General features: G+C 53.4%; 21 protein-coding genes. 2 read left to right on the top strand and 19 right to left on the bottom strand.

Features of this window, described 5'->3' with window-relative positions; genetic code table 11:
- Positions 1-83: 83 nt before the first annotated feature.
- The 9 genes from LBQ97_08495 to LBQ97_08535 all read right to left on the bottom strand — a co-directional run bounded on the left by LBQ97_08495 (position 84) and on the right by LBQ97_08535 (position 9,449).
- Positions 84-1,103, bottom strand: a complete 1,020-nt coding sequence (locus tag LBQ97_08495) for an ABC transporter substrate-binding protein (GenBank protein ID MDR1832747.1) — start codon at positions 1,101-1,103, stop codon at positions 84-86.
- Positions 1,104-1,194: 91 nt separating this feature from the next.
- Positions 1,195-2,313, bottom strand: coding sequence for an ABC transporter ATP-binding protein (locus LBQ97_08500; GenBank protein ID MDR1832748.1), 1,119 nt, complete (start codon positions 2,311-2,313; stop codon positions 1,195-1,197).
- Between the two features lie 2 nt (positions 2,314-2,315).
- Positions 2,316-4,109 (bottom strand): iron ABC transporter permease, encoded by a 1,794-nt coding sequence (locus LBQ97_08505; GenBank protein MDR1832749.1) that lies wholly within the window; start codon positions 4,107-4,109, stop codon positions 2,316-2,318.
- Between the two features lie 21 nt (positions 4,110-4,130).
- Positions 4,131-5,216 (bottom strand): ABC transporter substrate-binding protein, encoded by a 1,086-nt coding sequence (locus tag LBQ97_08510; GenBank protein MDR1832750.1) that lies wholly within the window; start codon positions 5,214-5,216, stop codon positions 4,131-4,133.
- 120 nt (positions 5,217-5,336) lie between these two features.
- Complete coding sequence (locus LBQ97_08515) at positions 5,337-6,416, bottom strand: ABC transporter substrate-binding protein (GenBank protein ID MDR1832751.1); 1,080 nt, start codon at positions 6,414-6,416, stop codon at positions 5,337-5,339.
- 127 nt (positions 6,417-6,543) lie between these two features.
- Positions 6,544-7,731, bottom strand: a complete 1,188-nt coding sequence (locus tag LBQ97_08520; GenBank protein ID MDR1832752.1) for an amidohydrolase — start codon at positions 7,729-7,731, stop codon at positions 6,544-6,546.
- A gap of 101 nt (positions 7,732-7,832) precedes the next feature.
- Positions 7,833-8,423, bottom strand: a complete 591-nt coding sequence (locus LBQ97_08525; GenBank protein MDR1832753.1) for an HD domain-containing protein — start codon at positions 8,421-8,423, stop codon at positions 7,833-7,835.
- On the bottom strand, positions 8,424-9,011 hold the full coding sequence (locus LBQ97_08530) for a helix-turn-helix domain-containing protein (protein ID MDR1832754.1): 588 nt from the start codon (positions 9,009-9,011) through the stop codon (positions 8,424-8,426).
- 33 nt (positions 9,012-9,044) lie between these two features.
- Positions 9,045-9,449 carry a type II toxin-antitoxin system MqsR family toxin gene (locus tag LBQ97_08535; GenBank protein ID MDR1832755.1) on the bottom strand — a complete coding sequence of 135 codons (405 nt, stop codon included), beginning with the start codon at positions 9,447-9,449 and terminating at the stop codon, positions 9,045-9,047.
- A 207-nt stretch (positions 9,450-9,656) separates the two neighbouring features.
- Here LBQ97_08535 and LBQ97_08540 point away from each other — a divergent pair, with 207 nt between their 5' ends.
- Positions 9,657-10,130, top strand: a complete 474-nt coding sequence (locus LBQ97_08540; protein MDR1832756.1) for a GNAT family N-acetyltransferase — start codon at positions 9,657-9,659, stop codon at positions 10,128-10,130.
- A gap of 108 nt (positions 10,131-10,238) precedes the next feature.
- Here LBQ97_08540 and LBQ97_08545 read toward each other — a convergent pair whose 3' ends face one another.
- The 3 genes from LBQ97_08545 to LBQ97_08555 form a co-directional block, all read right to left on the bottom strand.
- The gene (locus tag LBQ97_08545) at positions 10,239-10,637 is read right to left on the bottom strand and encodes a pyridoxamine 5'-phosphate oxidase family protein (protein ID MDR1832757.1); all 399 of its coding nucleotides are present in this window, start codon (positions 10,635-10,637) and stop codon (positions 10,239-10,241) included.
- Positions 10,638-10,762: 125 nt separating this feature from the next.
- Positions 10,763-11,143, bottom strand: coding sequence for a helix-turn-helix transcriptional regulator (locus tag LBQ97_08550; protein ID MDR1832758.1), 381 nt, complete (start codon positions 11,141-11,143; stop codon positions 10,763-10,765).
- A 2-nt stretch (positions 11,144-11,145) separates the two neighbouring features.
- Complete coding sequence (locus LBQ97_08555; GenBank protein ID MDR1832759.1) at positions 11,146-11,331, bottom strand: hypothetical protein; 186 nt, start codon at positions 11,329-11,331, stop codon at positions 11,146-11,148.
- A gap of 215 nt (positions 11,332-11,546) precedes the next feature.
- Here LBQ97_08555 and LBQ97_08560 point away from each other — a divergent pair, with 215 nt between their 5' ends.
- Entirely contained in the window at positions 11,547-13,310 is a 1,764-nt protein-coding gene (locus tag LBQ97_08560) for an FAD-dependent oxidoreductase (GenBank protein ID MDR1832760.1), read from the top strand.
- 3 nt (positions 13,311-13,313) lie between these two features.
- Here the strand turns inward: LBQ97_08560 and LBQ97_08565 are convergent, their stop codons facing one another.
- The 7 genes from LBQ97_08565 to yiaK form a co-directional block, all read right to left on the bottom strand.
- Positions 13,314-13,556: a hypothetical protein gene (locus LBQ97_08565; GenBank protein ID MDR1832761.1), complete on the bottom strand. Its 243-nt coding sequence runs from the start codon at positions 13,554-13,556 to the stop codon at positions 13,314-13,316.
- Entirely contained in the window at positions 13,537-14,811 is a 1,275-nt protein-coding gene (locus LBQ97_08570) for a DNA polymerase IV (protein ID MDR1832762.1), read from the bottom strand. The genes LBQ97_08565 and LBQ97_08570 overlap by 20 nt, the downstream gene beginning before the upstream one ends.
- A gap of 192 nt (positions 14,812-15,003) precedes the next feature.
- Positions 15,004-15,999, bottom strand: a complete 996-nt coding sequence (locus tag LBQ97_08575; GenBank protein ID MDR1832763.1) for a hypothetical protein — start codon at positions 15,997-15,999, stop codon at positions 15,004-15,006.
- A gap of 24 nt (positions 16,000-16,023) precedes the next feature.
- Positions 16,024-17,883, bottom strand: a complete 1,860-nt coding sequence (locus LBQ97_08580; GenBank protein MDR1832764.1) for a TRAP transporter large permease subunit — start codon at positions 17,881-17,883, stop codon at positions 16,024-16,026.
- 25 nt (positions 17,884-17,908) lie between these two features.
- Positions 17,909-18,934: a TRAP transporter substrate-binding protein gene (locus tag LBQ97_08585; GenBank protein MDR1832765.1), complete on the bottom strand. Its 1,026-nt coding sequence runs from the start codon at positions 18,932-18,934 to the stop codon at positions 17,909-17,911.
- Positions 18,935-18,992: 58 nt separating this feature from the next.
- The gene (locus tag LBQ97_08590) at positions 18,993-20,618 is read right to left on the bottom strand and encodes a putative manganese-dependent inorganic diphosphatase (protein ID MDR1832766.1); all 1,626 of its coding nucleotides are present in this window, start codon (positions 20,616-20,618) and stop codon (positions 18,993-18,995) included.
- An 11-nt stretch (positions 20,619-20,629) separates the two neighbouring features.
- Positions 20,630-21,655: 3-dehydro-L-gulonate 2-dehydrogenase (gene yiaK, locus LBQ97_08595; protein MDR1832767.1), on the bottom strand; the 1,026-nt coding region annotated here is incomplete at its 5' end.

A 21,655-nucleotide genomic window follows, 5' to 3' on the forward strand; every position in this document is an offset into this window, starting at 1 on the left:
ACTCCTTTCTGATTATAAAGTCACCTTTCGCCGGTATTTCACAGCGAAAGGCGCTGACTTTACATCTGTATATGATCCTTCTCTTATTCTTTGGGAAGCGGAGCCTTTGTGGCCGCGCTGAATTTGTCCAGAAGTTCCTTTCTGTTCTTTCCGGCCCACTGGAAATCATAGTCGATAAGCTTCGTTCCTTCGATGGGTTTCGCTTCGGGCGGGTTCTTGGCGCCTTTTACGGTGAGGAACTGGAAAGAGCCAACGGTCTGGCCCAATTCTTGGGTCTTGGCCGTCAATACCCAGTCGACGAATTTCTTCGCGGAAGCCTGGTCGGGTCCGTTTTTCAAAATGGCCACGCCGCCGATCTCATAACCTGTCCCTTCGGAGGGGGCGGAGATGATGATATCTTCCATGCCTTCTTTCTGATATTTGATGGCGTCATGGAGGAAGGTTATCCCCAGAGCCGTCTCGCCCATGCCCACCATTCTGCCGGGGGCCGTGCCGGATTTCGTATACTGCCGGATCTGGGCGTTCAGTTTCTGCATATATTCGAGTCCTTCTTTCTCACCCTTAAGCTGGATAATCGTGGCCAGCATCGTGAAAGCCGTGCCCGAGGAACCCGGATGGGCCGTTACCAGTTCGCCTTTCAGCTTCGGGTTCAGGAGGTCCGCCCAGGATTGCGGCATATCCACGCCGATTTCCTTAAGGAGGGTCTTATTGCCCACAAAGCCCAGATAACCTACATAAATGCCGGTCCAGATACCGCTCTTGTCCTTGAACTGATCGGGAACGTCCTTGGCGTTAGGGGAAACGTAAGGTTCCAGCAAGCCCTGTTCATTGGCCTGAATAAAGGCGTCCACGGGGCCGCCGTACCATACGGAAGCCGTCATGTTGTCCTTTTCGGCGGCGATTCTCGTCAGCGTCTCGCCGCTGGACATCCGTACAAACTCTGTCTTGATGCCCGTTTCTTTTTCAAATTCTTTTGTGGCCTTGATCGCGTAGTCTTCCATAAGTCCCGCGTAGATCAAGAGATGCTTGGTTTCCTTTTCCGCCCCGAGGAGCGACATGGTCGCGAGCAAGAGCAAAGCCGCGTACTTCATGATTCGTTTCATAAATGCCTCCTGTTTTTATAATGTGGGTGGATCTTGTTCTCCCTAATACTATATACCCCAAAATTCTCAAAAATCAAGGGGTTTTTTTAGTTTATTTCAGGATCTTCAGGCGTCCGAGTCCGTAAAGCGCCTTGGATTCGCCGTCGAAAAGCATACAATTTTCGCCGGAAAAGCCGAGGGGCAGTTCCTGACCGACTTTGTATTCAACGCCCGCGAAAACCACAGCCGTAAGGACCGTTCCCGCCACTTCGACCTTGACAATGGTTTCCATGCCCGAGGGGAGGACGGACCAGACGGTTCCGCTTCCTTCGCCGCCGCCTATATCCACATACTCAGGGCGGATCCCCAGAATTACGGATTTTTTTCCGGAAAGGGCGGCGCATTTCTCCGAAGGCGTAAAGGAAAGTTTCAGTTTATCGGCTGAAATCAGGATCCCTTCGCCGGTTTCGCCGGTAATTTCCCCCTCGAGGTAATTGATCGCGGGATTCCCTACAAAGTCGCCCACAAAGGTATTGGCGGGCTCGTTGTAGACCGTGAGGGGCGGCGCGTACTGTTGCAGCAGACCGTCTTTCAAAAGACAGATCTTCGTGGAGAGCATCATGGCCTCCAACTGGTCGTGGGTCACGTAGACAAAGGTCGAGTCGCTCTGGAGATGGAGGCGTTTGAGTTCCGTACGCATATCCATCCGGAGCTTGGCGTCGAGGTTTGAGAGCGGCTCATCCATAAAGAGGACCCGGGGTTCCGTGGCGAGGGTCCTGGCGATGGCGACCCGCTGCTGCTGCCCGCCCGAGAGCTCGCTGGGGTATCTGTCCACATAAGCTTCGATTTTCAGCATTTCCAGAAGCTCTTTGAGCTTCGCGGCGATCCGTTCCTTGGACCATTTGAGATTTTCAAGACCGAAGGAGATGTTCTGCCGCACAGTCATATGGGGCCAGAGCGCGTAGTTTTGAAAAAGAAAGCCCACGTTTCTTTTGTCGGGCGGGACGTTGATCCCCTTTTCCGTAGACCAGACGGGGACCCCTCCGATCAAAATTTCCCCCGAAGTGGGATTCTCCAACCCCGCGATCATCCGAAGGGTCGTGGTCTTGCCGCAGCCCGAGGGACCCAACAGCGTGATAAAATCTCTATCGGCAATGTCGAGGCTCAAATTTTCCACGGCGACGCTTTTCCCGAATTTTTTGACGATATTCTTCAATACGATATCCGGCATGATTACCCCCCGATTCCTTTGTCGATGGAAGCTCCGGTCAGCTTGTTGACCCCGATGTTGAAGGCGACCACGACGATAATGATCAATAGATTGATGGCGTTGGCGTACTGGCTCCAGCCCTTTTCATTGTACTGGAATAGCATGGTGGTAAGGATCCGGTTGGCGGGCGTGATCAGCAGGATAAAGAGCGACAATTCCCGCATACAGGAGATAAAGGGCAAAAGATAGCCCGACAGGAAGCTCGACTTCTGGATCGGGAAAATGATCCGGGTCATCCGCTTCCACCAGCCGACGCCCTGGATCAGGGCCGCCTCCTCGATTTCCCCCGACAGCTGCATCATGGCGTTGACTCCGGCCCGGGACGCGAAGGGCAGGTATTTGACGGTCCCCACTAAGACCAGCAGGAAGAAGGTCCCGTAGAGGGAAGGAATAAAGAGATTCCTTTTGGAAAACATCGAGAGATAGATGGCGCCAAAGGCCATGGCCGGCATGAGGTAGGGGAAAAAGGCCAGATTGTTCACAAATGTCGAGAGCCGGTACATCTTCCCCTTGACAACGGCGTAACCGCACAAAACGCCCAGGGTACCCGCGGCCAGGGCGCAGGAAACCGAGAGCTTGACGCTGTTCCAGAGGCCCAGGTAAATATATTTGTTCCGCAAGATACCGGGTTCCCCGTTGGCCACATTGACCCTGCCGTCGCCGATCCAGAATTCCGCCGTAAAATTGGACAAGGCGTAGCGACCCGAGACCATCGTGAAAGACTCCACCGCGAAGGAGACCAGGGGCATGAGCGCGATAAAAACGAGGATTCCGATGATGGCCCCCGAGAGGATGTTCCGGAAGCCTCGTAAATCCACAAGGGAAATCTGAGAGCTCTTGCCGGTAATGGTTGTATAGGACTTGCGCTTTCCGGTGATCCATTGGTTGAAGGCCAGGATGGCGCAGCCGATGGCGATCATGACCACGGCGATGATATAGCCGTAACCCGGATTCATGCCGTTCAGCGTCCGGAAGAGCTGCGTCGTAATCACGAAATAGCGGACAGGCGTTCCCAGAAAGGCAGGGACCGCAAAGGCGCTCATGGTGGAGGCGAAGGTCAGCAAAAACGTCGAGAGGATGGCCGGCATCACAATGGGAAGCGTGATCTTCCGGATGATCTTCCAGCGGCTCGCGTGAAGGAGCGTCGCCGCTTCCTCGAGATTGGCGTCCATATTGCGCAGGATCCCCCCCACAAGGATATAGGCGAAGGGCGCGTAATGCAACCCCAGCACCACCGTAATGGGGATGGCCCCGTAGGCGAGCCAGTTGGGGGTGGGAATGCCGGTCACGGCCGTAAAAAGCCCCCGGGCGCCGCCGATATGGGAATTCCGGAACACATTGAGCCAGCCCATGGCCAGCGTCCAGGCGGGCATGATGTAGGGAAACACAAAAACCGTACTGATAAAGGACTTGAATCGGATATTGGAGCGGGTCACAAGCCAGGCTACGGATCCGCCCATGGAGATCGCGATAAAGCAGCTCCCGAGAGAAACGCGGATCGTATTCCACAGAGGCCGGTAAAAGATGTTCCGGCTGTTTTTGCCGTCCAGAAAGACCTTGTACCAGTGATAGAGCGTCAGATCCCCGGCCTTGGATCCCTTAATGCTTCTCACTTCCGAGGGATGCACGAGAAAGGAGTCCTTCAAAAGCGACAGCAGCGGAAACATCGTCAGAAAAAACAGCGCCGCGAACAAGAGCACGAGGATCAGGTTATGGGGTTTCCGGATAAAATTTTTAAAGCGGTTCCATAGCGACATAGAACCTCCCTTTGATTGATTTTATTTGTTGATGATGTCGTTGATAAATTCCTCCATTTTGGCGCGATTTTCATAGGTGAAGGCCGCGTTTTCCGGAACGAGCCGCGTTCGCCAGTACGTGAATTCCAGATCATCCTTGTTGGCTGGAACCGTGGGATTGCCCGAATACGTGCCCACATCGACGGACCAGGGCTTGAACCCTTCCTCGGTCATCAGATAGTCGAGGAAAAGTTTGGCCGCGTTGGGGTTTTTGGCGTTTTTGGTGAGGAGGGCAATCGTCGGGAAATAGAATCCCGCGAAGGGAACCGTATCGGGGAGCGGCTGCAGGGCCAGGTCCTTGGATTCCTCATAGCGGGCCTTGGCCAGCACAAAGAGCCCCAGCAGGAGCTTTTCCTGTTTTTTTGTGCCGACGTTTTCCGAAATGGTCGTATCGGAATTGCCCAAAACGGCATTGGCGAAAAATCCCGCGATCCAGCCGTAGGCGGCGTTTTCATACTCGCCCGCGTAGTCTTTTCCGTAGCGTTCCTTGTAGGCGGCGGCCAGTTTATCCGTCCATTCGGGGGAGAGCAGCATCGTCAGGAAATTCATGTTGACGCCCGCCACATTGGGGTCTTTAAACTGCACACGGTTCTTCCACTGGGGTTCCGTGAGCTCCCATACGTTTTTGATGACCGGCTCTTTCGTCGTTTCGTTATTGAAAATAAATACGGTGTTGTAATAGGCGAATACAAAGGGGTCCTGATCCTCGGGCGGCATGAGTTTTTTCATGTCCTCGGGCACATAATTGACCACGTATCCGGGGTTGATCAGCTCTCCGTAGATCCGGGCCCCGTCCTGGGCCAGGATCAGGTCCGCGCCGTAAACGTTTCCCGTCAGCTCCGTCGAGACTTTTTCGACAAGTTCCCCGTCCTTCATGCTGGCCGAGGTAACCTTGATCCCGTACATTGCTTCAAATTTCTTGGCCGAGCCCGATACCCGGGAAGTCGTCGTATAGACCGAGAGCGCGCCCTCTTTTTTCGCGGCTTCGATCAATTCCGCCGACGGGGCGGCATTCAGCAGCATTCCGGCAAGTCCCGCGCAAGTGAGCAGCAAAAACCATTTTTTCATCAGTTATCCTCCTGTGTCGTTCTTTATTTAGGTGAGTTTTTCATATCTACAGCTTTTTTGTTCTTTTGATTTATTCATCTAACGGACGCGCGGTGCGCGCCCCTACGGTGAAATGATTATTTACAGGATATTGTTTACGAATTCCTCGACCTCGGCCCGTTTTTCATAGGTCCGGGCGGGATCCTCGGGTACGAGGCGTTCACGCCAGAACTTGAAATCGAAATCGCCTTTGTTGGCGGGGATCTCCGGATTGCCCGAATAGGCCCCGACGTCGCTGGACCAGGGTTTAAAGCCTTCGGCGGTCATCAGGTAGTCGATAAAGAGCTTAGCCGCGTTGGGGTTTTTGGCGTTCTTGGTGAGCATCGTGAAAAGAGGATAGTAAAAGCCCGAGAAAGGTTTTACTTCCGTCATCGGTTTGAGCGCCAGATTTTTCGTCGCCTCATAGCGGCTTTTGGACAGCACGAAAAGTCCCGCGATTTCTTTTTCCTGCCCCTTGGTCCCGACGTTTTCGGATATGGTCGTGTCGGAATTCCCCATGACCGCGTTGGCGAAAAATCCCGCGATCCAAGCGTAGCCGGCGTTTTCGTATTCTCCGGCGTAGTCTTTGCCGTAGTGTTCCTTATATGCCGCGGCCAGCTTTCCGGCCCATTCGTCGGTCACCAGCATCGTGAGGAAATTGGCGTTGACCCCTTCGGTATTGGGATCCTTAAACTGGATCCTTCCCTTCCATTCAGGGTCCGTAAAGGCCCAGACGTTTTTCGCGGGTTCCGTTTCGTTCTTTTCATTGTTGAAAATAAAGACTTTGTTGATAAACTGGAAAATCAGGGGATTCTGATCGCCTTCAGGCATGAGTTTTTTCATGTCCTCGGGCACATAATTCACGAGATATCCGGGGTTGATCAATTCTCCGTAGACCCGGGCGCCGTCCTGGCAGATGACCATATCGGCGCCGGCCACGCCGTTTCCGACTTCCGTGGAAACTTTTTCCACAAGCTCCCCGTCCTTCAGGTTTGCGGTCTGGACCTTAATGCCGTATTTGGCCTCAAAGCTCTTGGCCGCCGAAGAGACCCGCGACGTCGTGGAATAAACGGTCAGGGTTCCCTCTTTCTTTGCCGCCGTCACCAGTTCGGCCGACGGCTCCGCCGAAATGATCGCGGCCGCGCACATGAGTCCGATGATCCATAAACAGATTTTTTTCATATTCTCCTCCGGAATTCTATTTTTATGAAAAATGTCGTAACATTTGATTTCTTTATAATATTACAATAAAAAGACAAAAAAGCAAGGGCTTTCCCTGCTTTTTTTGCAAGATTTTTTTCATTTTGCCTTATAAGGACATTCTGTCACAGACGAGTTTGCACATGATGTTCATCCCCGTGCGGATCGTCTCCTCGTCGGGGGTGAATTTGGCGTTGTGCAGGATACACTTGCCCTTGTTCGCGGCGCATTCGGTTCCGATCCAGAAGAAGACCGAGGGAACTTTCTTTGTGACGAAGGAAAAATCTTCCCCCGTGGGCAGCGGAAATTCCTGGATCCGGATGTTCTCTTTTCCCAAAAGAGGCGTCAGGGACCCGATGAGTTTCTGCGAAAGATCCGGGTCGTTCCAGATGAAATCATAGCCGTCGTAGTAATGGAGTTCTCCCGCGCAGCCGTGGGCGGCGGCGATGTCCTTGACGATATTGCCGAGACGGGATTTGATCCGGTTTACGACCTCGTCGGAAAAGGTCCGGACGGTCCCCTCGAGGATAACCTTATCGGGAATGACGTTGTAGCGGTCTCCACCGTTAATTTTTCCGATGGTGATCACGGCGTTTTCCGATGGCCCGAGATTGCGGCTGATAATACTCTGGAGCGTCGTCACGACGCCGGCCGCGGCCACAATGGCGTCCGCCCCCTCGTTGGGCAGCGAACCGTGGGCGCTTTTCCCTGTGATGACAATCTCGATCCTGTCCGAGCGGGAGTTGGCGACGCCGGGCCGAAAGGCGATTGTGCCTGTGGGGACGCCGAACACATGCATGGCGTAGGCCTCGTCGACTTTGGGGTTTTCCAAAATGCCCGCCTCCATCATGGCGCGGCTCCCTCCGGTGGGGGAAAGTTCCTCGGCGGGCTGGAACATAAACTTGACGGTCCCGGCCAGTTCTTCTTTATGCTTCGAGAGGACCGTCGCGATCCCTGTCAGCATGGCCGTGTGCATATCGTGGCCGCAGGCGTGCATGGCCCCAGGATGTTCAGAGCTGTAGGCGAGCCCCGTATCTTCGGCAATGGGCAGCGCGTCCATATCGGCCCGGAGCAGGATGGTCCTGCCGGGCTTTCCGCCGGTCAATTCCGCCAGGATTCCGTTTCCGCCGACGTTTTCCCGAATGGTCAGGGGCAGATCTTTCAATTTTTCAGCGACCTTCCGGGACGTCTCGCGTTCTTTTCCCGAAAGCTCCGGGATTTTGTGCAATTCCCGCCGGAAGCGGACGATATCCTCATAGATTTCGTTGATTTCCTTGGTGATTTGTTCAAAATTCAATACGGTTCCCCCTTTTATAATTTTCACGCGGGCGCGCAATGCGCGCCCCTACATTTGTTGCAAACATATCCTCTCGCCTTTGCGCGAGAATGGATTTGTTTTTACCGGATAATATTTAACGCGATGTATTTTTGCATCAAAGGTTCGATAATCTCGTGAAAGAGCCGAGGCGCGTATTGAATTACCGGCCCCATGCGCCTGAGGATCATTTCCCTGTGCGGCGTGAATTTCCGCCAGGTATGCCCGTCGGAGGTCACGTTTTGCAAAAAGCCCTGGAAGCGGTCAAAGACATTGGCGTATTTGGCCTCGTTGCTCTCCGTGCGCTCAAAATCCGTCCACAGACGCAGATATTCCTCTTTTTGTTCAGAAGGCAGCAGGGAAAACACCTTTTCGGCGGCGGCTTCCTCGTTTTTTTCTTTTTCTTCCGGGGAAAAATCCGAATAGGCGGGGACGTCCCCGGCGTATATTTCTATGACATCATGAATCAGGATCATTTTGAGGACTGTCTCCATATTTACCGGAGGAAGCTCCACATATTCTCCCAGAATCAAGGCGCACAGCGCCATGTGCCAGCTGTGTTCCGCGTCGTTTTCCCGGTGGGCGCGGTCGCCCAGGATGACCGATTGCCTGAGGATTCCCTTGACTTTGTCGATTTCGATCAGGAAGTTGACCTGATCCTGCAGTTTGGACATTTATTCCCCCGCGAGTTTTGAAAAATCCTGAGATAAACGGGATTTTCCCTGGATATCTTTTGAATCCCGATAATAAATCTCAAGGACCTTTTTGAGATAGCTCAGGCCTTCTTTTCGGATGTCCAGTAAATTTTTGATCCGCTCATATTTTTTTCCAAGTTTATCCTTATGCGCATCAAGTTTTTCCAAAAGAAACAAGGGATCGTTTTTGATCCTGCGGATTGAATCGTCGGTACTCCGATCCTGGATAGACTTCCGTTCAATACGGGATATTGTAACCGCTCCCATATCAAGAAGCATAGACAGATCGCGTTGAGACAGACCCAGTCGCTTGCGTATATTGATTATTTCTTCACCGGTCAAAAGTCCGCATGCCTTCCGATATGCATCCAGAAATCTTCGATTATTCCCATCGTCAACGCGGATGTCCGTGTATTGCTCATTCCGTCTCGCACAGTAAAAATATTCCCTTTCATAGGAGATCGTTTTTCCTCTGAATTCTGTGGATATCACTTCACTTCTCAGCGCTTCCGGTTCTTCATCGCAGAGCGCGCACAAAGCCTGTGCCTCCTGTATTGTTTTCTTCATATTGCCTCCGGCAAATCAATCTGGGGAATCCCGCTATTTTATCGAAAGATATGGATACCGTAATTCAGCAGCATCGGTTTCATGGAACGACAGGCAAACAATTTCCTTCACGCCTTTTTTTCGGATTCTCAGTTTAATTTTGATGTAAATCTGTGTATTTTGTATGGTTTTGACAAAGACATGGAACACATCCCGCCTGTCTTTGATATCCACTTGCGAATACACATAATCGGTTACCTTAAGATTTTTGATCTCCTTGATCTTGTCTCGGGTATTAAATCCCAAAATTATCATTGTCTTTGCATTGATCAGATCCATCCTGCCAATAAAGCGAAATTGGTCTAGTTCAATCTTTCTGGTTTCGATCAAAAATTGACAGATCTTTTCACGGGATACGATAAAATTGTTAAAATTAAAAGGAACAATCTCTTTTTTCACGGCAACAGCCTCCAGTTTGCGTAATACCCGTCCGATGCATCTCGTAATCATATGATAGCATATTCTTATATGTCTGTCAAGCTAAATCAAAGCATTTTCATCCTCGCTCAGGACAATTTTGGTTTCATTTTTTCCAGGCATGCTGTATAATATTAGCATACGAAAACATTTTGATTTTCCAAAATAACACAACACAGGGGGAATAACATGGAATGGAAGCGAACCAAAGCCGACGACCCGGATTTTGTGGGGCTCGTCGCCGAGTTGGACAGCCACCTCTGGGGCTTGTACCCTGAGGAGCAGCACGAATACGCGCCAAAGAACATTATGGACACAAGCGCCCTCATCCTCATTTGCCTTGAGGAAGGCAAGCCCGTCGGTTGCGGCTGCCTGCGTCCCTATGAGGGGGAAATCGGCCGCAACGACAAAGTCGTCGAATTTAAGCGCATGTATGTAAAAAAAGAAAGCCGGAACAAGGGAACCGGCAGGAAGATTCTGGAGCGGCTTGAGGCTTGGGCTGCGGAAATGGGGTACCCCTACGGGATCCTTGAGACCGGCCCGAAAAATGTCGAGGCCCTTTCCCTCTACCGCAGCTACGGCTTTCAGCTTATTGAAAATTACGGCTTTTACAAAGGGCGGACCAACAGCATTTGCTTCGGGAAGGGGATCTCAAATCCTTAAATCCCCAATTTTTCGCGAATTGCGCTGGTTAGAAGCGGACTCTTTCTCCTTACTCCAATCAAAAGAACAATTAAAAAGCCCGCGCGTTATCCGCGCGGGCTTTTTCGCTTACAATTCCTTCTTGTTGTCAGGCCCGGGCGTGGTAACAATCACCTGCTCCGGCGCAACAACCACTACCCCCTTTGCCTTAAGCTTTCCCCCCATGGCGCTTTGCACGAGAGCGGCCATTTGCTCAAAGGCCGGTCCCGAGGTCTCATGGACGGCCGCGCCTTTGATCTGGTAACCTTCCATGGTCTTCGCGTCGCAGAAAGAAAGCGAGATCTTTCCATTTTTGGCGATATTCTCCGTGGTCTGTTTCATAAAGACGTCTCCGATCAGGATCTTTCCGTCTTCCGCAATTTGCTTGAAGAAGACCGGGACCACGTTGGGATCTTCTCCGCAGGTGCCCACATAGATGATGGATTCGGCGTTCAAGAGGTTTACCACAGTTTCCGCAAGTTTTTTCATGATTTCCTCCTCATTTCTCTGAATGTCGTTATACCCCTATTATAGAACACCCTTCACAAAATGTAAATCATCAATAAATTTATAAGGAACTATGATTTTTGATAGTCACATGACGGCGTCAGCCTTCAATTGATCACCGTACAATTTTTACAGGGCGGGAGGAAATTCTCCCGGTTTTTTTCGCGGTAGTAGGCATTGGACCAAACGCAGACGTTTTGCAGGATCGGCAAAACGGACTCCCCCTTTTCCGCCAGCGCGTATTCCACCCGGAGCGGGATCTCTTCGTACTGTCTGCGGGTGATCATGCCGTCGGTCGCCAGTTCCTTCAGCATGGCGGCCAGTACGGCGTCGGTCACGTTGCCGAGTTCCGTCTTCAGATCCTTGTAGCGGAGCGACTTCCCCGCGGCCAATACACAGAGGATGCGCGACTTCCATTTTCCCCCGAAAATATCAAGCCCGTATTCCAGCGGGCATCTGATCTCTTTTTCCAGCTTCGCCTCGTACATGGCTATTTCACCTCGACCGGCGCGACCGCAACGGGCGTCGGCGCTTTCTCTTTTTCCGCTTTTTGCGCGGCGTCCTTCAGCGCCTTCTCGACGAGAATCTCTATTTCCACCGGGTTTTCGGGATCGGCATAGACGAGTCCCCACGGCAGGCAGAACAACAGCGTTGTCATAAGCAACAGTTTTTTCATGTCAACCTCCTTTCGATCGTTATGCCTTATTATATCAATATACTCCAAAAATGTAAACTATCAATAAATTTATAAGCTGCTATGATGTTTCTTAGCGAAAAAAGCATACAAAGCGTTCGACATCGGTAAAAAAAGGGCCGAATTTGAATTGACAAAGGATTCCTTTTGTGGTAATAAAAAAGAAAGCAGCAATTCATGAGGAGGTGGAACAAGATATGAAGAAAAGAAGCATGGCATTTTGGGCATTTATTCTGACTACCGCGGGGCTTGCCTCACAGGGCGCCGCCTACAGGGCCGGAACCTATGAAGCGGAAGCCAAGGGCCACAACGGTCCCCTGAAGGTCTCGGTCACCGTCAGCGACGACAAAATTCTCGATCTCGCGGTCGTGGAGACCGTGGAGACGCCGGGAATCGGGAGCGCGGCCTTTGAGATTATCCGGGACTTTGTCCTCGCCAATCAAAGCCTTGCCGTCGATTCCGTCGCGGGCGCGACCATTTCGAGGGCCGTTTATCTCTCGGCGGTCACAAACGCCCTCAAAGAAGCCGGAGCGGACGTGACTGCGCTGCAAAACCGGAAAATCGAACGACCGACCCCCGGAAACGTCGACTACAGCTGTGATGTGGTTATCGTCGGATCGGGGCTCGCGGGGACATCGGCCGCCATCGAAGCCGCAAGCGGCGGCGCCAAGGTTATCGTGCTCGAATACAAGGACGTGTTCGGAGGCATCTCGGGCCGCGCCCGGGGCATGATCAACGCGGCGGGCACGGCCTTGCAGAAGGCCAACGGCATTGAGGATACGCCCGAAAAAATGTACGAGGACTGGATGGAAGGGGCGAAGCTTGCCGACGACAAGGTGATCGATCCCGAAATGACGCGCTTCCTCGCCGATCATTCCAACGAAAACCTCGAATGGGTTATCGCCATGGGCGTGCCTTTCCGGGAAAACGTCGAAGCGCCCCACAGCTATCCCCCCTTCAACGCCAAACGGGTGCATCAGGTGAAAGCCTTTGCCGAAGGCGTGCAGAGCGAAGCCTCCACCATGCTGGTCATGATGCGGGAAAAGGCCATATCCCTTGGCGTCAGCTTCCATTCAGGAACCCGGGCCGAAGAAATCCTCATGACGGACGGAAAGGCAGCGGGAATCAAAGCCAAAGGAAAATACGGAAATGAAATCCTCGTCAAAGCCCCGGTCGTGATCCTGTGCGCGGGCAGCATTTCCGGAAACAAAGAACTTATGGCCAAATACTTTGAAAAAGTCGCGCCTTATTTTGAAAACCGCGACATCGGCACCGGCGACGGCTTTGTCATGGCCGAAAAAGCCGGGGCCCAAATGGATCTGAAATTGGCCATGATGGGCGGCACCAAAGGACTCGAGCCCGGCGTCCTCACGATCGGAAATAACGGCGAACTGCGGATCCTCCCCGACGGCGCGCGCTATATCGACGAAAACGCCTACGCCAGCCAAAAGACCGACGCCATGTTCAAAGCGGGCTACGGCTATGATTACGCGATCCTGCCGCCCGCGCTCTACAAGGAAAACGAAGCGGTTTTGAAGAAACTCGCCGCCACGGACAAGGTCCTCATCGGCAATACCGTGGCCGAATTGGCCGCAAAATTGGGCGTCAAACCCGAGGTCCTCGGGAAGACCCTCAGTCGCTACAACAGCCTGTGCAACGCGAAGAAGGACGACGATTTCGGCAAGCCCGAACAATTCCTGATCCGGCTGGAGCCGCCCTTTGCCGCGGTAAAGCTGGGACTCAGCTCCAACGGGACCTTTGTGGGCCCGAGGATCAATGTAAACGCGCAGGTTCTCGACAAAGCCGGAAACGCCATTCCGGGTCTTTACGCCGCCGGGGCCAACGCGCCCGCCCAGACCATCAGCCTCTATATGGGATCCGGATCGGCGCTGATCAATGACATCACCTTCGGCAGACAGGCGGGCCGTGACGGCGTCCGCTATATCCGGGAAGGCAAATAAGCCTCAGGCCTGACTCTCCTTGGCCTCCACAAACCACTTGCCCTCATCTTCAAAAAGATACGTCGGATGGCCGCAAATGACGACGGAATACCGGATTCCCGTACCCCCGACTTTTGTCGCCGCGGCCCTTCTGACGTCGGTCACCTTGTCTATACCGTAGGTCCTGTCCTTGAAGACAAGCAGGAGGGGCGTCGTCTTTCCGTTTTTGTCGTGCCGCGCCGTAACGTCAACATAGGTCTTTTTCATGTTCATCCACCCATCCTTCCTTCAGGGTTACCATGCCCGAGGGCATCTTCGGGGAACCTTTGTCCCGCTCAATTTTCAACTCCGTCAGTAGCGAAGCCGGACCGACCGCGTGTTTTCCAAAGCGCTCCCGGATCTCATGAACCGCCCTGTCCGCCGCATCCAGGCGCCTGATCCGCTCCGCGTCCATAAAAAGGTCATATTGAAAGAGGAATTCTTCCGGACAGAGGTTGATGGCCGTGAGCGTAACGGAACGAATCGGCGCGAACCATTGGTAGGAGCGCTCAAAGAGCTCATGGGCCGCCCTGGCAAGGGTCCCCGCCCGCTGGGTGGGGTATTGCAGCGTCGTCTGCCATTGCCGGGTAAAGAGCTCCTTGTCCCGGATATAAATGGCGACGCCCCGGGCGAGTTTTTGATATGTTTTGAGCTTTTGCCCGATATCCTGCGCCAATTCCAGCATCACGAGCCACACCTCCCGGGAGTTGACCAAATCCGCCTTTGTCGTGATCCCGTGTCCCACGCTCTTGACCGGAAACTCAAAATCCTTGTGCACGACCCGGGAGCAGTCCTCGCCCCGGGCGAAGGCGACGAGCTCCCAGGCGCGGCTTTTCATTTTCCAGGACAGCTTCTCCGGATCGGCCCGGGCCAGATCCCCTATGGTATGAATGCCGTAATAGGCAAGGGTTTTGCATGTGGCGCGCCCGACGCCGATCATTTCCTCCACGGACAGGTTCCAGATCTTCTCCCGGAAATTTTCCCGGGAGATGACCGTCGTGGCGTCGGGTTTTTTCATGTCGCTGCCCAGTTTCGCGAAGACTTTATTGAAGGAGACGCCCACCGAGACCGTGAGGCCCAATTGAAATTTGATTTTCTCCCGGATCTCGTCGGCGATGCTTTCCCCTGTTCCCCAATAGCCGGATCCCGTCATATCGAGCCAGCATTCGTCGGAGCCGAAGGGTTCGATCCGGTCCGTGTAGCAGCCGTAAATTTCCCGGGCCAGACGGGAATATTTCATATATTCCTCGTAATGCGGGGGCACAATAACCAGATCCCTGCATTTCTGCCGGGCTTCCCAGACGGCTTCCCCGGTCCTGACCCCAAAGGCCTTGGCATTGTAGTTCTTGGCGAGAACGATCCCGTGGCGGTTTTCCACGGACCCGCAGACGGCTACGCATTGCCCCTTGAGGGAGGGGTCCAGCATGCATTCGACCGAGGCGTAAAAATTATTCATATCCACATGCAAAATTGAACGGTCCATGACTTTCTCCCGGATTTAAGCGTTTCGCTTTGATTATTTTATAGATATTTTTCTATATTATATCCGTTTATTTATAGAAAGTCAAGCGATTTTTTTCTTCCGGGTCGGTGTGGACAAAAAAAGCAATGTGCAAAAAACGCGCATTGCTTTTTGACTGTTGTCGTGTGGTTTTCCAAGCCTTAAGGGGTCTTTTCAGGCCCGGTGAAAATTCGTGATCCAGGTTTCGGCCGCGATCTCCTCGTCCATGGCGCCGGACTTGATGCTGTACTCGGCCCGCAGCAGGTCGCTCAATTTTTTCCGCAGGAAATCCTTTGAAAAGCGGGCGGCGTTGGGCATTTTTTTGTAAAGCCCGTATTCGTTGACCGATTGTCCCGGAAAACGCTGAAACAGCCCCCGGACAGGTTCTATGCACTTCTTGAAATTGTCAAAATTCATGGACCGGAGCCGCGCGTTTTCCTCCGAGATCGCGATCAGCTTCAGATAGAGCAGCAGCTCCTCGGCGATCATATAGAAAAAGCCCAGGTATTCTTTGTCCCGCCGCAGGGTTTCCAGCAGGTTGTCGCGCTCTTTTTTCAAGAGGAAATCGTCCACCAGCTTCCTCATGCTGTATTCCTTGTCCACGGAAAGAATGGGCATCACGGCCTTCAGGGAGAAGCGGTCCCCCTGAAGGTAGTTTTTGACTTTCTGGACTTCGTTTTGGATTTTGAAATAATTTTCCCCGACAACTTCGATAAACTTGTCGGCCTCCCCTTCCGAGATCCCCAGTTCTTTCTGGATCATCAGGAGCATGGCGTTTTTTTGCTCGGCCTTCCGGTAGCAGATCACCTTGCCGAGACTCTGGGCGAGGTCAAGCTCTTTTTTCCCCACAGGGTTTTGAATGCGTCCGAATTCCGTCAGCATTTCCTCGTAGAGCAGGATGATTTCCTTCTGGGACACGTCGTATTTGGCGATGCTCTTGAGGAATTCCCCGAGGCCCTTCATGTTCTCGACGCGCTTATAGACGAGGATTTCCTTAGGCGCGAACATGGACATGGTCGACACGGTCTGAAAAAAACGTTCCTCGTCTTCTTTATCAATCGTGTCGAAATATTTTTCGCCGATATCGGGATTTTCGTTGCGAATACGGGTCAGCAGTTCCTGGTAGCGGATCTGCAAGGGGGCCGTATCCCCGTGTAAAAAATACAGCATGGTTCTCCTTCTTCCGGGCAGTCCTTAAAAGGCCGCCGGGAATAAAAATTTCGGAATGGCGAGGAAGGTATTGGGAAATACGAGTAAAATTGTCAGGATAGCGAGCGATACGAGAAAATAGGGCAGTACGCCCTTGAAGGCCCGCTCGATGGTAATGCCGCTGATGGAGGATGCGATCAAAAGACAGAGCCCGTATGGCGGCGTCACCAGCCCCAGCGCCAGCGTGATCACGACGATGAGCCCCAAGATAATGGGGTTGATGCCCAAAGCTATGGCCGAAGGCAGAATAATCGGCACAAAGAGGATCATGGCGGGAACGCCGTCCATAATGGTCCCGATGAAAAGGAAAAAGCAGACCACGATGATCAGAAACACGAAGACGCCAACAGTCATCCCCGTAAAATAGGCCTGGATCTTCGTATTCAAGCGGTAATAGCTCATGAGCTCCCCGAGGGCCGAAGCCGTCGAGAGCGCGAAGAGCGAGAGGGACGACTGCTTCATGGTTTCCATCAAGATTTTCGGGAGTTCCGACACCTTGATGGAGCGATAGAAGAATACGCCGATCAAAAGGGCATAGGTACTGGCGATGGCGGCCGATTCCGTCGGCGTGAAAAAGCCCCCGACGATGCCCCCGATCAGAATAATCGGAGTAAGCAGCGCCGGTAGCGACGTCAGGATCTTCCGGATCACGTCCGGAAGCGGCACGCGCTTTTCTTTGGGGAAATTCCGCTTTTTGCCGTAGGCGACCACAACGCCCATTTGCCCGAGCCCCAACATGATCCCCGGCACGATGCCGCAGAGGAACAGAGCTCCGGTGCTGACCGAGGCGATGCCCGAATAGACGACCATGAGGATACTGGGGGGGATAATGGAGCCCAGCGTCGAGGAGGCGGCCGTGACCCCCACCGCCGTTTCGGCGTCGTAGCCCTGCTTTTCCATGGCCGGGATGAGGATCTTCCCGACTCCCGCCGTATCGGCCTGGGACGAGCCCGAGATACCGGCAAAAATCATGGATATCAGAATATTGGCGTGGGCGAGTCCGCCCCGGACATGGCCCACGAGGGCAATGCAGACGTCGATGAGTCTGTCCGTAATGGCGCCCGAATTCATGAGCGTAGCCGCGAGGATGAAGAGCGGCACGGCCAGGAGCGTAAAGCTGTTGAGCCCGTTGAACATCTTCGTAAAGACGACCATATTGGGGATCTGGGGCAGGGAATAGATCCCGATAAAGGAGACCATGCCGAGGGAAAAGGCGATCGGGATCCCGATCGCGATAAAAACGATAAAAAGTGTAACCAATATGACGGACATGGGGACGATTCCCGAAAACCAGCCGACGGCGCAGACGAGCAAAATGCCGGCGATCACAAGGATCTTGGCGGGATCTTTGCCCGCTTCTTCTTTTTCCGTCGAAGCGAAAAGTCCCTTCAGGTTGTCATAGAGGATCTCCAGAATATAGATGCCCATCAAAGCCGCGCTCAAGGGCAGACAGAGCCAGGTGGGGCCCCGTTTGAAGCCGGGGATGCTGACCCAGGTATAATTCCAGAAGCGCTTGGTGATGAGGATCCCGTAATAAAACATGGCGAGGCAAAAGAAGAACACAAGGGTCCAAATCACCAGGGAAAGGATCCTTTTGCAACGCCCGGTCCGGATGCCGTCGGCCACTGCCGTAAAGGCGAAATGCCGACGCTCCTTGATCATGGCGCCCGCTCCCATGAAAACGGACCAGATAAAGGAATACATGGAGACGTCTTCGGTCCAGAGGGCCGTTATGCCCAGATAGCGCGTAACCATCTGGGCAACCACAGCCGCTAAAAATATGGCCAGGAATATGCCCCCGGCGACAACTTGCATCCGCTGTAAAATACTGATAATTTTTCTCATCTTTACTCCGCAGGAAAGCATCCTGTTATTTTGCGGCGGCTCTTACCATATCGAGGTATTTTTCCATCTTGTTCTTTTGGGCAAAGCTGTCCTGGATCGGAAGGGCCAGCGCCTTGAAGGCGGCCGCGTCCACATCTTTAAATTCCGTCACGACGCCCCCTTCTTTGATGACCGTGGCCTTGGACTGATCCATCATGTCATAAGTGACTTTCCGTTCTTCGGCCGTTGCCGCTTTGGCGGCCTCGTCGATCCATTTCTTCTGATCGGCCGAGAGCGAATTGTAATAGTTGCCGTCCATCAGGAAAAGCCGCGTCGTGAAATCGTGGTGGGTCTCGGCGATATACTTGCCGTTGGCGGTCTTATGATGGCCTTTCAGCATAAAATTCGTATAATCGTTTTCGGCCGAATCCACAACGCCCTGCTCGAGCGCCTGATAGAGTTCTCCCCAGGCCACCTGGGTCGGCACGGCGCCCATGCTCTTCCAGAAATCGCTGACGACGCCCGACGTCTGGGTCCGGATCGTCAATCCCTTCATGTCGGCGGGGGTCTTCACGGGTTTCTTGCCGTAGTAATCGCGCACGCCGGCGGACCAATAGCCCATGATCCGGAAATTGTTTCCGGTCTTTTGCAGGATGACGTCCCGCATGGCCGCGCCGAATTCTCCGTCCATGGCCTTTTCCCAATGCTTGAAGCCGTCAAAGAGATAGAGCAGCGACAGCATATCCACTTCGGGCACGCCGATGGCCGTCATAAAGCCGGGGGAAACCACAACCAACTGGGCCGCGCCCATGGAGAGCTTTTCCACGAGTTCGGACTCGTTTTCCCCGAGGGTGCCGTCATGGCAGATGACTTCGATGGCGCCGCCCGAGAGCTTTTCGGCCGTTTCTTTGAATTTGACCAGACCGAAATGGTAGGGATTTTCCGCGGAGGTCTGATTTGAGGCGATGATCAGCGTCAGCTTTTCATCCTTGGCCTCAAGGGCAGTCCCGCTTACGCACATGACACAGAGAATCAGCAAAAGACTTGAACATACGGAAATTAAGCGTTTCATTTTACCACTCCTTTTATCGTTATTTGATGTTGCTTGAATTCGGTAAAATCGCCAGCCGTCAGTTCCGGGCGCCATAGTTCTGGCTCGCGCTCATGATAAAGGGCATGATCTGTTTTTTCCGGGAAATGACCCCCGGCAGCCAGACCATGTTGTTTTCAAGCTTGACGTCCAGGGCGAGCTCCAAAATCGCCGGATTCTCCCCGGCCACGAGGGCGTAGGACCCCGATTTGATGATATCGGTAATCACCAGGATGAAAAGCGAAAATCCAAATTCCGCGATCAGCTTTTCCATTTCCCGCTCCAGCTCCGCTTTCCGCTCGAGGATGCTCTGGGAATCCACGGTATTGATCTGGGCCACCCCGTATACATGGTCCTTGATCGGGAATTCCTTGAGGTCCTGGGTCAGGATCTCGTGGACGGTCATGGATGAGGCCGAGGTCCCGGCCTTGAGGAGATCCATGCCGTAAAATTTGTAATTTTTGATCTTGCAGATTTTCTCAAGGTCCTTGATGGCAAGGACGTCTTTTTCGGTGCAAGTCGGAGATTTCAAAAGCAGCGTATCCGAAAGAATGCCCGAGAGCAAAACGCCCGCCATTTGCCGGTCCAGTTCAATCTCATAATCTTTATACATTTCGTAGATAATGGTACAGGTGGACCCCACGATTTCAGCCGTGATGTTCAAAGGCTCCTCGGTCATGAAATTTCCGAATTTGTGATGATCAATGACGCGCAGGATTTTTGCGTCCTCGATGCCGTCCACGGACTGGTTCTTTTCGTTGTGGTCGACCAAAATCACTTTTTTGCGGTTGAAATTGATCAGGTCCTTCGTCCGGATCGTGCCGTAGACGCGACCGTCGCTTTCGGCGACCGGAAAATTGGTCTGGTTCGCCTCTTTCATCATGTCGCGGATATCGTGCAGGAAATCGTCTTTTTTAAAAGAATAAAAGCTGTCCCCCGAGAGAATGGACGAAACGGAAATGGATTGGCCGATCCGGCCCACGATCTTGAAGAGGGAACTCCGAACGATGACGATGGCGGTCTCGATATCGTTTCTCGGCAATACATGATCGTTTTCGTCGCAGGCCACAATGATGACCCTCGCCCCCGCGCCGACGCAGGAATCGATGGCTTCCTCGATAGGGGCCATCAATACGATATCGCCGCGCTGCACCCGCTCGATCTCCGAGATTTCCTTGAGGTTGCCGCCGATGACGCCCGAGGGGTAAACGCCGCTCAGGACGACGCCGTCGATGGCGGTCATGAGGTTCTCGTAAGTGGTCACGTATTTTTTGAACAGTTTCGAATGATCGAGGTTGAGGTAGGTGTTGGCGATCTCCGAGACATGGAGCATCCCTTTCAGCTTGTCGTTCCGGTCGCCCACGGGGAGGCTTGAAAAATTGGCCGCCGTCAGCTTTTCGAGGGCCGTCCGGAGCGAATCATTCTCGCTGATAAAGGATTTTTGCACGTTGGTAAGGTCCGAGATCTGGGCGCTCACGGTTTTGAGGAGCCGCGGCTCGGGAACGTCAAATTTTTGCAGGGCGAATTTCGTCTCCCGGTTCATGTCCCCCAGACGGCAGGGGATGGCCGGTACGCCCAGTTTGTTCTGGAGATTGGCCATGGCGATGGCCGAGCAGATCGAATCCGTGTCGGGATTCTTATGCCCGAATACATATACAGGTTCCATATGGGGTCTCCTTACAAATTCTTGATTTTTTCCCAGACCGAATCGACAACGGGAATGCCGTTTTTGAGGTTTTCTCTACGGGTCTTGAGCGAAGATTCGCCGGGATAGGCGATTTTGCCGCCGGCCTTGACCGGTTCCGATGACTTCATGTCGGCGATGACGCGCTCGATGAGGGCGTCGGCCTTTTCTTTTCCGATAAACCTGGAAGGATCAATGGCGATCATGACCTGGGTCAGGCCGATCTCCATATCGTATTTGCGGCCGATATCCCCGACGGTGTCGCCGCCCGACAGCAGCGCCCCCACAAGATCAAGGACCACCGAGAGCCCGCTTCCCTTCCAGTAGCCGATGGGAAGCGCCCGTCCGGTCTTTTCAATCTCCACGGGATCCGTAGTCATATTGCCCGCCGTGTCATAACCGCCGGGAACGGGGAGTTGACGTCCCGCCAGCTTCGCTTCTTCGATTTTGCCAAAGGCGAACTGGGACAGCGCGCAATCGATGATGACGTGGGCGCCGTCGGACTTGGGGACCGCGATGATAAAGGGATTGTTCCCGATTTTGGGAGTTTTCCCGCCCCAAGGGGAGAGGTTCGGGGACGTATTGGTCCAGCAGATGCCGATAAAGCCCCTGTCCGCGGCCTGCCAGCCGTAAGTCCCGCCGCGCATCCAGTGGTTCGTGCGGCCGATGGCCACAAGGCCCATACCCTGGGTTTTGGCGATGTCGCAGGCCCGGTCCATCATAAGGCGGGCGTTCAGGATCCCCAGGCCCAGATGCCCGTCCCAGCGCTCCATGCACCCGAAAGCGGCGATCTTTTCGGGCGTCGCCGCCGGATCAATCCCGCCCTTGTCGAGGTAAGCGATCACGAGGGGGAAGCGGTTCACGCCGTGGGAGTAGACGCCGTCAAGGCTGTTCTGCGCGAAGACCTCCGCGGCTGTGTGGGCCTTTTCCGCCGTAAAGCCGCGGCTTTTCAATATGCTTTCAAATTTATCCAGTAAGGCTTCGTAAGGTATGATCATGGTTCCTCCGGAAATTTTCCT

Source organism: Fusobacteriaceae bacterium, assembly GCA_031272775.1.
Lineage (GTDB): Bacteria > Fusobacteriota > Fusobacteriia > Fusobacteriales > Fusobacteriaceae > JAISST01.

What these genes read in the sequence shown, in the direction of transcription:
- LBQ97_08580 (MDR1832764.1), bottom strand. Translation starts at nt 17,883, where the DNA reads ATGAGAAAAATTATCAGTATTTTACAGCGGATGCAAGTTGTCGCCGGG.
- LBQ97_08500 (MDR1832748.1), bottom strand. Translation starts at nt 2,313, where the DNA reads ATGCCGGATATCGTATTGAAGAATATCGTCAAAAAATTCGGGAAAAGC.
- LBQ97_08590 (MDR1832766.1), bottom strand. Translation starts at nt 20,618, where the DNA reads ATGGAACCTGTATATGTATTCGGGCATAAGAATCCCGACACGGATTCG.
- LBQ97_08540 (MDR1832756.1), top strand. Translation starts at nt 9,657, where the DNA reads ATGGAATGGAAGCGAACCAAAGCCGACGACCCGGATTTTGTGGGGCTC.
- LBQ97_08550 (MDR1832758.1), bottom strand. Translation starts at nt 11,143, where the DNA reads ATGTACGAGGCGAAGCTGGAAAAAGAGATCAGATGCCCGCTGGAATAC.
- LBQ97_08505 (MDR1832749.1), bottom strand. Translation starts at nt 4,109, where the DNA reads ATGTCGCTATGGAACCGCTTTAAAAATTTTATCCGGAAACCCCATAAC.
- LBQ97_08560 (MDR1832760.1), top strand. Translation starts at nt 11,547, where the DNA reads ATGAAGAAAAGAAGCATGGCATTTTGGGCATTTATTCTGACTACCGCG.
- LBQ97_08555 (MDR1832759.1), bottom strand. Translation starts at nt 11,331, where the DNA reads ATGAAAAAACTGTTGCTTATGACAACGCTGTTGTTCTGCCTGCCGTGG.
- LBQ97_08565 (MDR1832761.1), bottom strand. Translation starts at nt 13,556, where the DNA reads ATGAAAAAGACCTATGTTGACGTTACGGCGCGGCACGACAAAAACGGA.
- LBQ97_08525 (MDR1832753.1), bottom strand. Translation starts at nt 8,423, where the DNA reads ATGTCCAAACTGCAGGATCAGGTCAACTTCCTGATCGAAATCGACAAA.
- LBQ97_08530 (MDR1832754.1), bottom strand. Translation starts at nt 9,011, where the DNA reads ATGAAGAAAACAATACAGGAGGCACAGGCTTTGTGCGCGCTCTGCGAT.
- LBQ97_08575 (MDR1832763.1), bottom strand. Translation starts at nt 15,999, where the DNA reads ATGCTGTATTTTTTACACGGGGATACGGCCCCCTTGCAGATCCGCTAC.
- LBQ97_08495 (MDR1832747.1), bottom strand. Translation starts at nt 1,103, where the DNA reads ATGAAACGAATCATGAAGTACGCGGCTTTGCTCTTGCTCGCGACCATG.
- LBQ97_08585 (MDR1832765.1), bottom strand. Translation starts at nt 18,934, where the DNA reads ATGAAACGCTTAATTTCCGTATGTTCAAGTCTTTTGCTGATTCTCTGT.
- LBQ97_08515 (MDR1832751.1), bottom strand. Translation starts at nt 6,416, where the DNA reads ATGAAAAAAATCTGTTTATGGATCATCGGACTCATGTGCGCGGCCGCG.
- LBQ97_08510 (MDR1832750.1), bottom strand. Translation starts at nt 5,216, where the DNA reads ATGAAAAAATGGTTTTTGCTGCTCACTTGCGCGGGACTTGCCGGAATG.
- LBQ97_08570 (MDR1832762.1), bottom strand. Translation starts at nt 14,811, where the DNA reads ATGGACCGTTCAATTTTGCATGTGGATATGAATAATTTTTACGCCTCG.
- LBQ97_08545 (MDR1832757.1), bottom strand. Translation starts at nt 10,637, where the DNA reads ATGAAAAAACTTGCGGAAACTGTGGTAAACCTCTTGAACGCCGAATCC.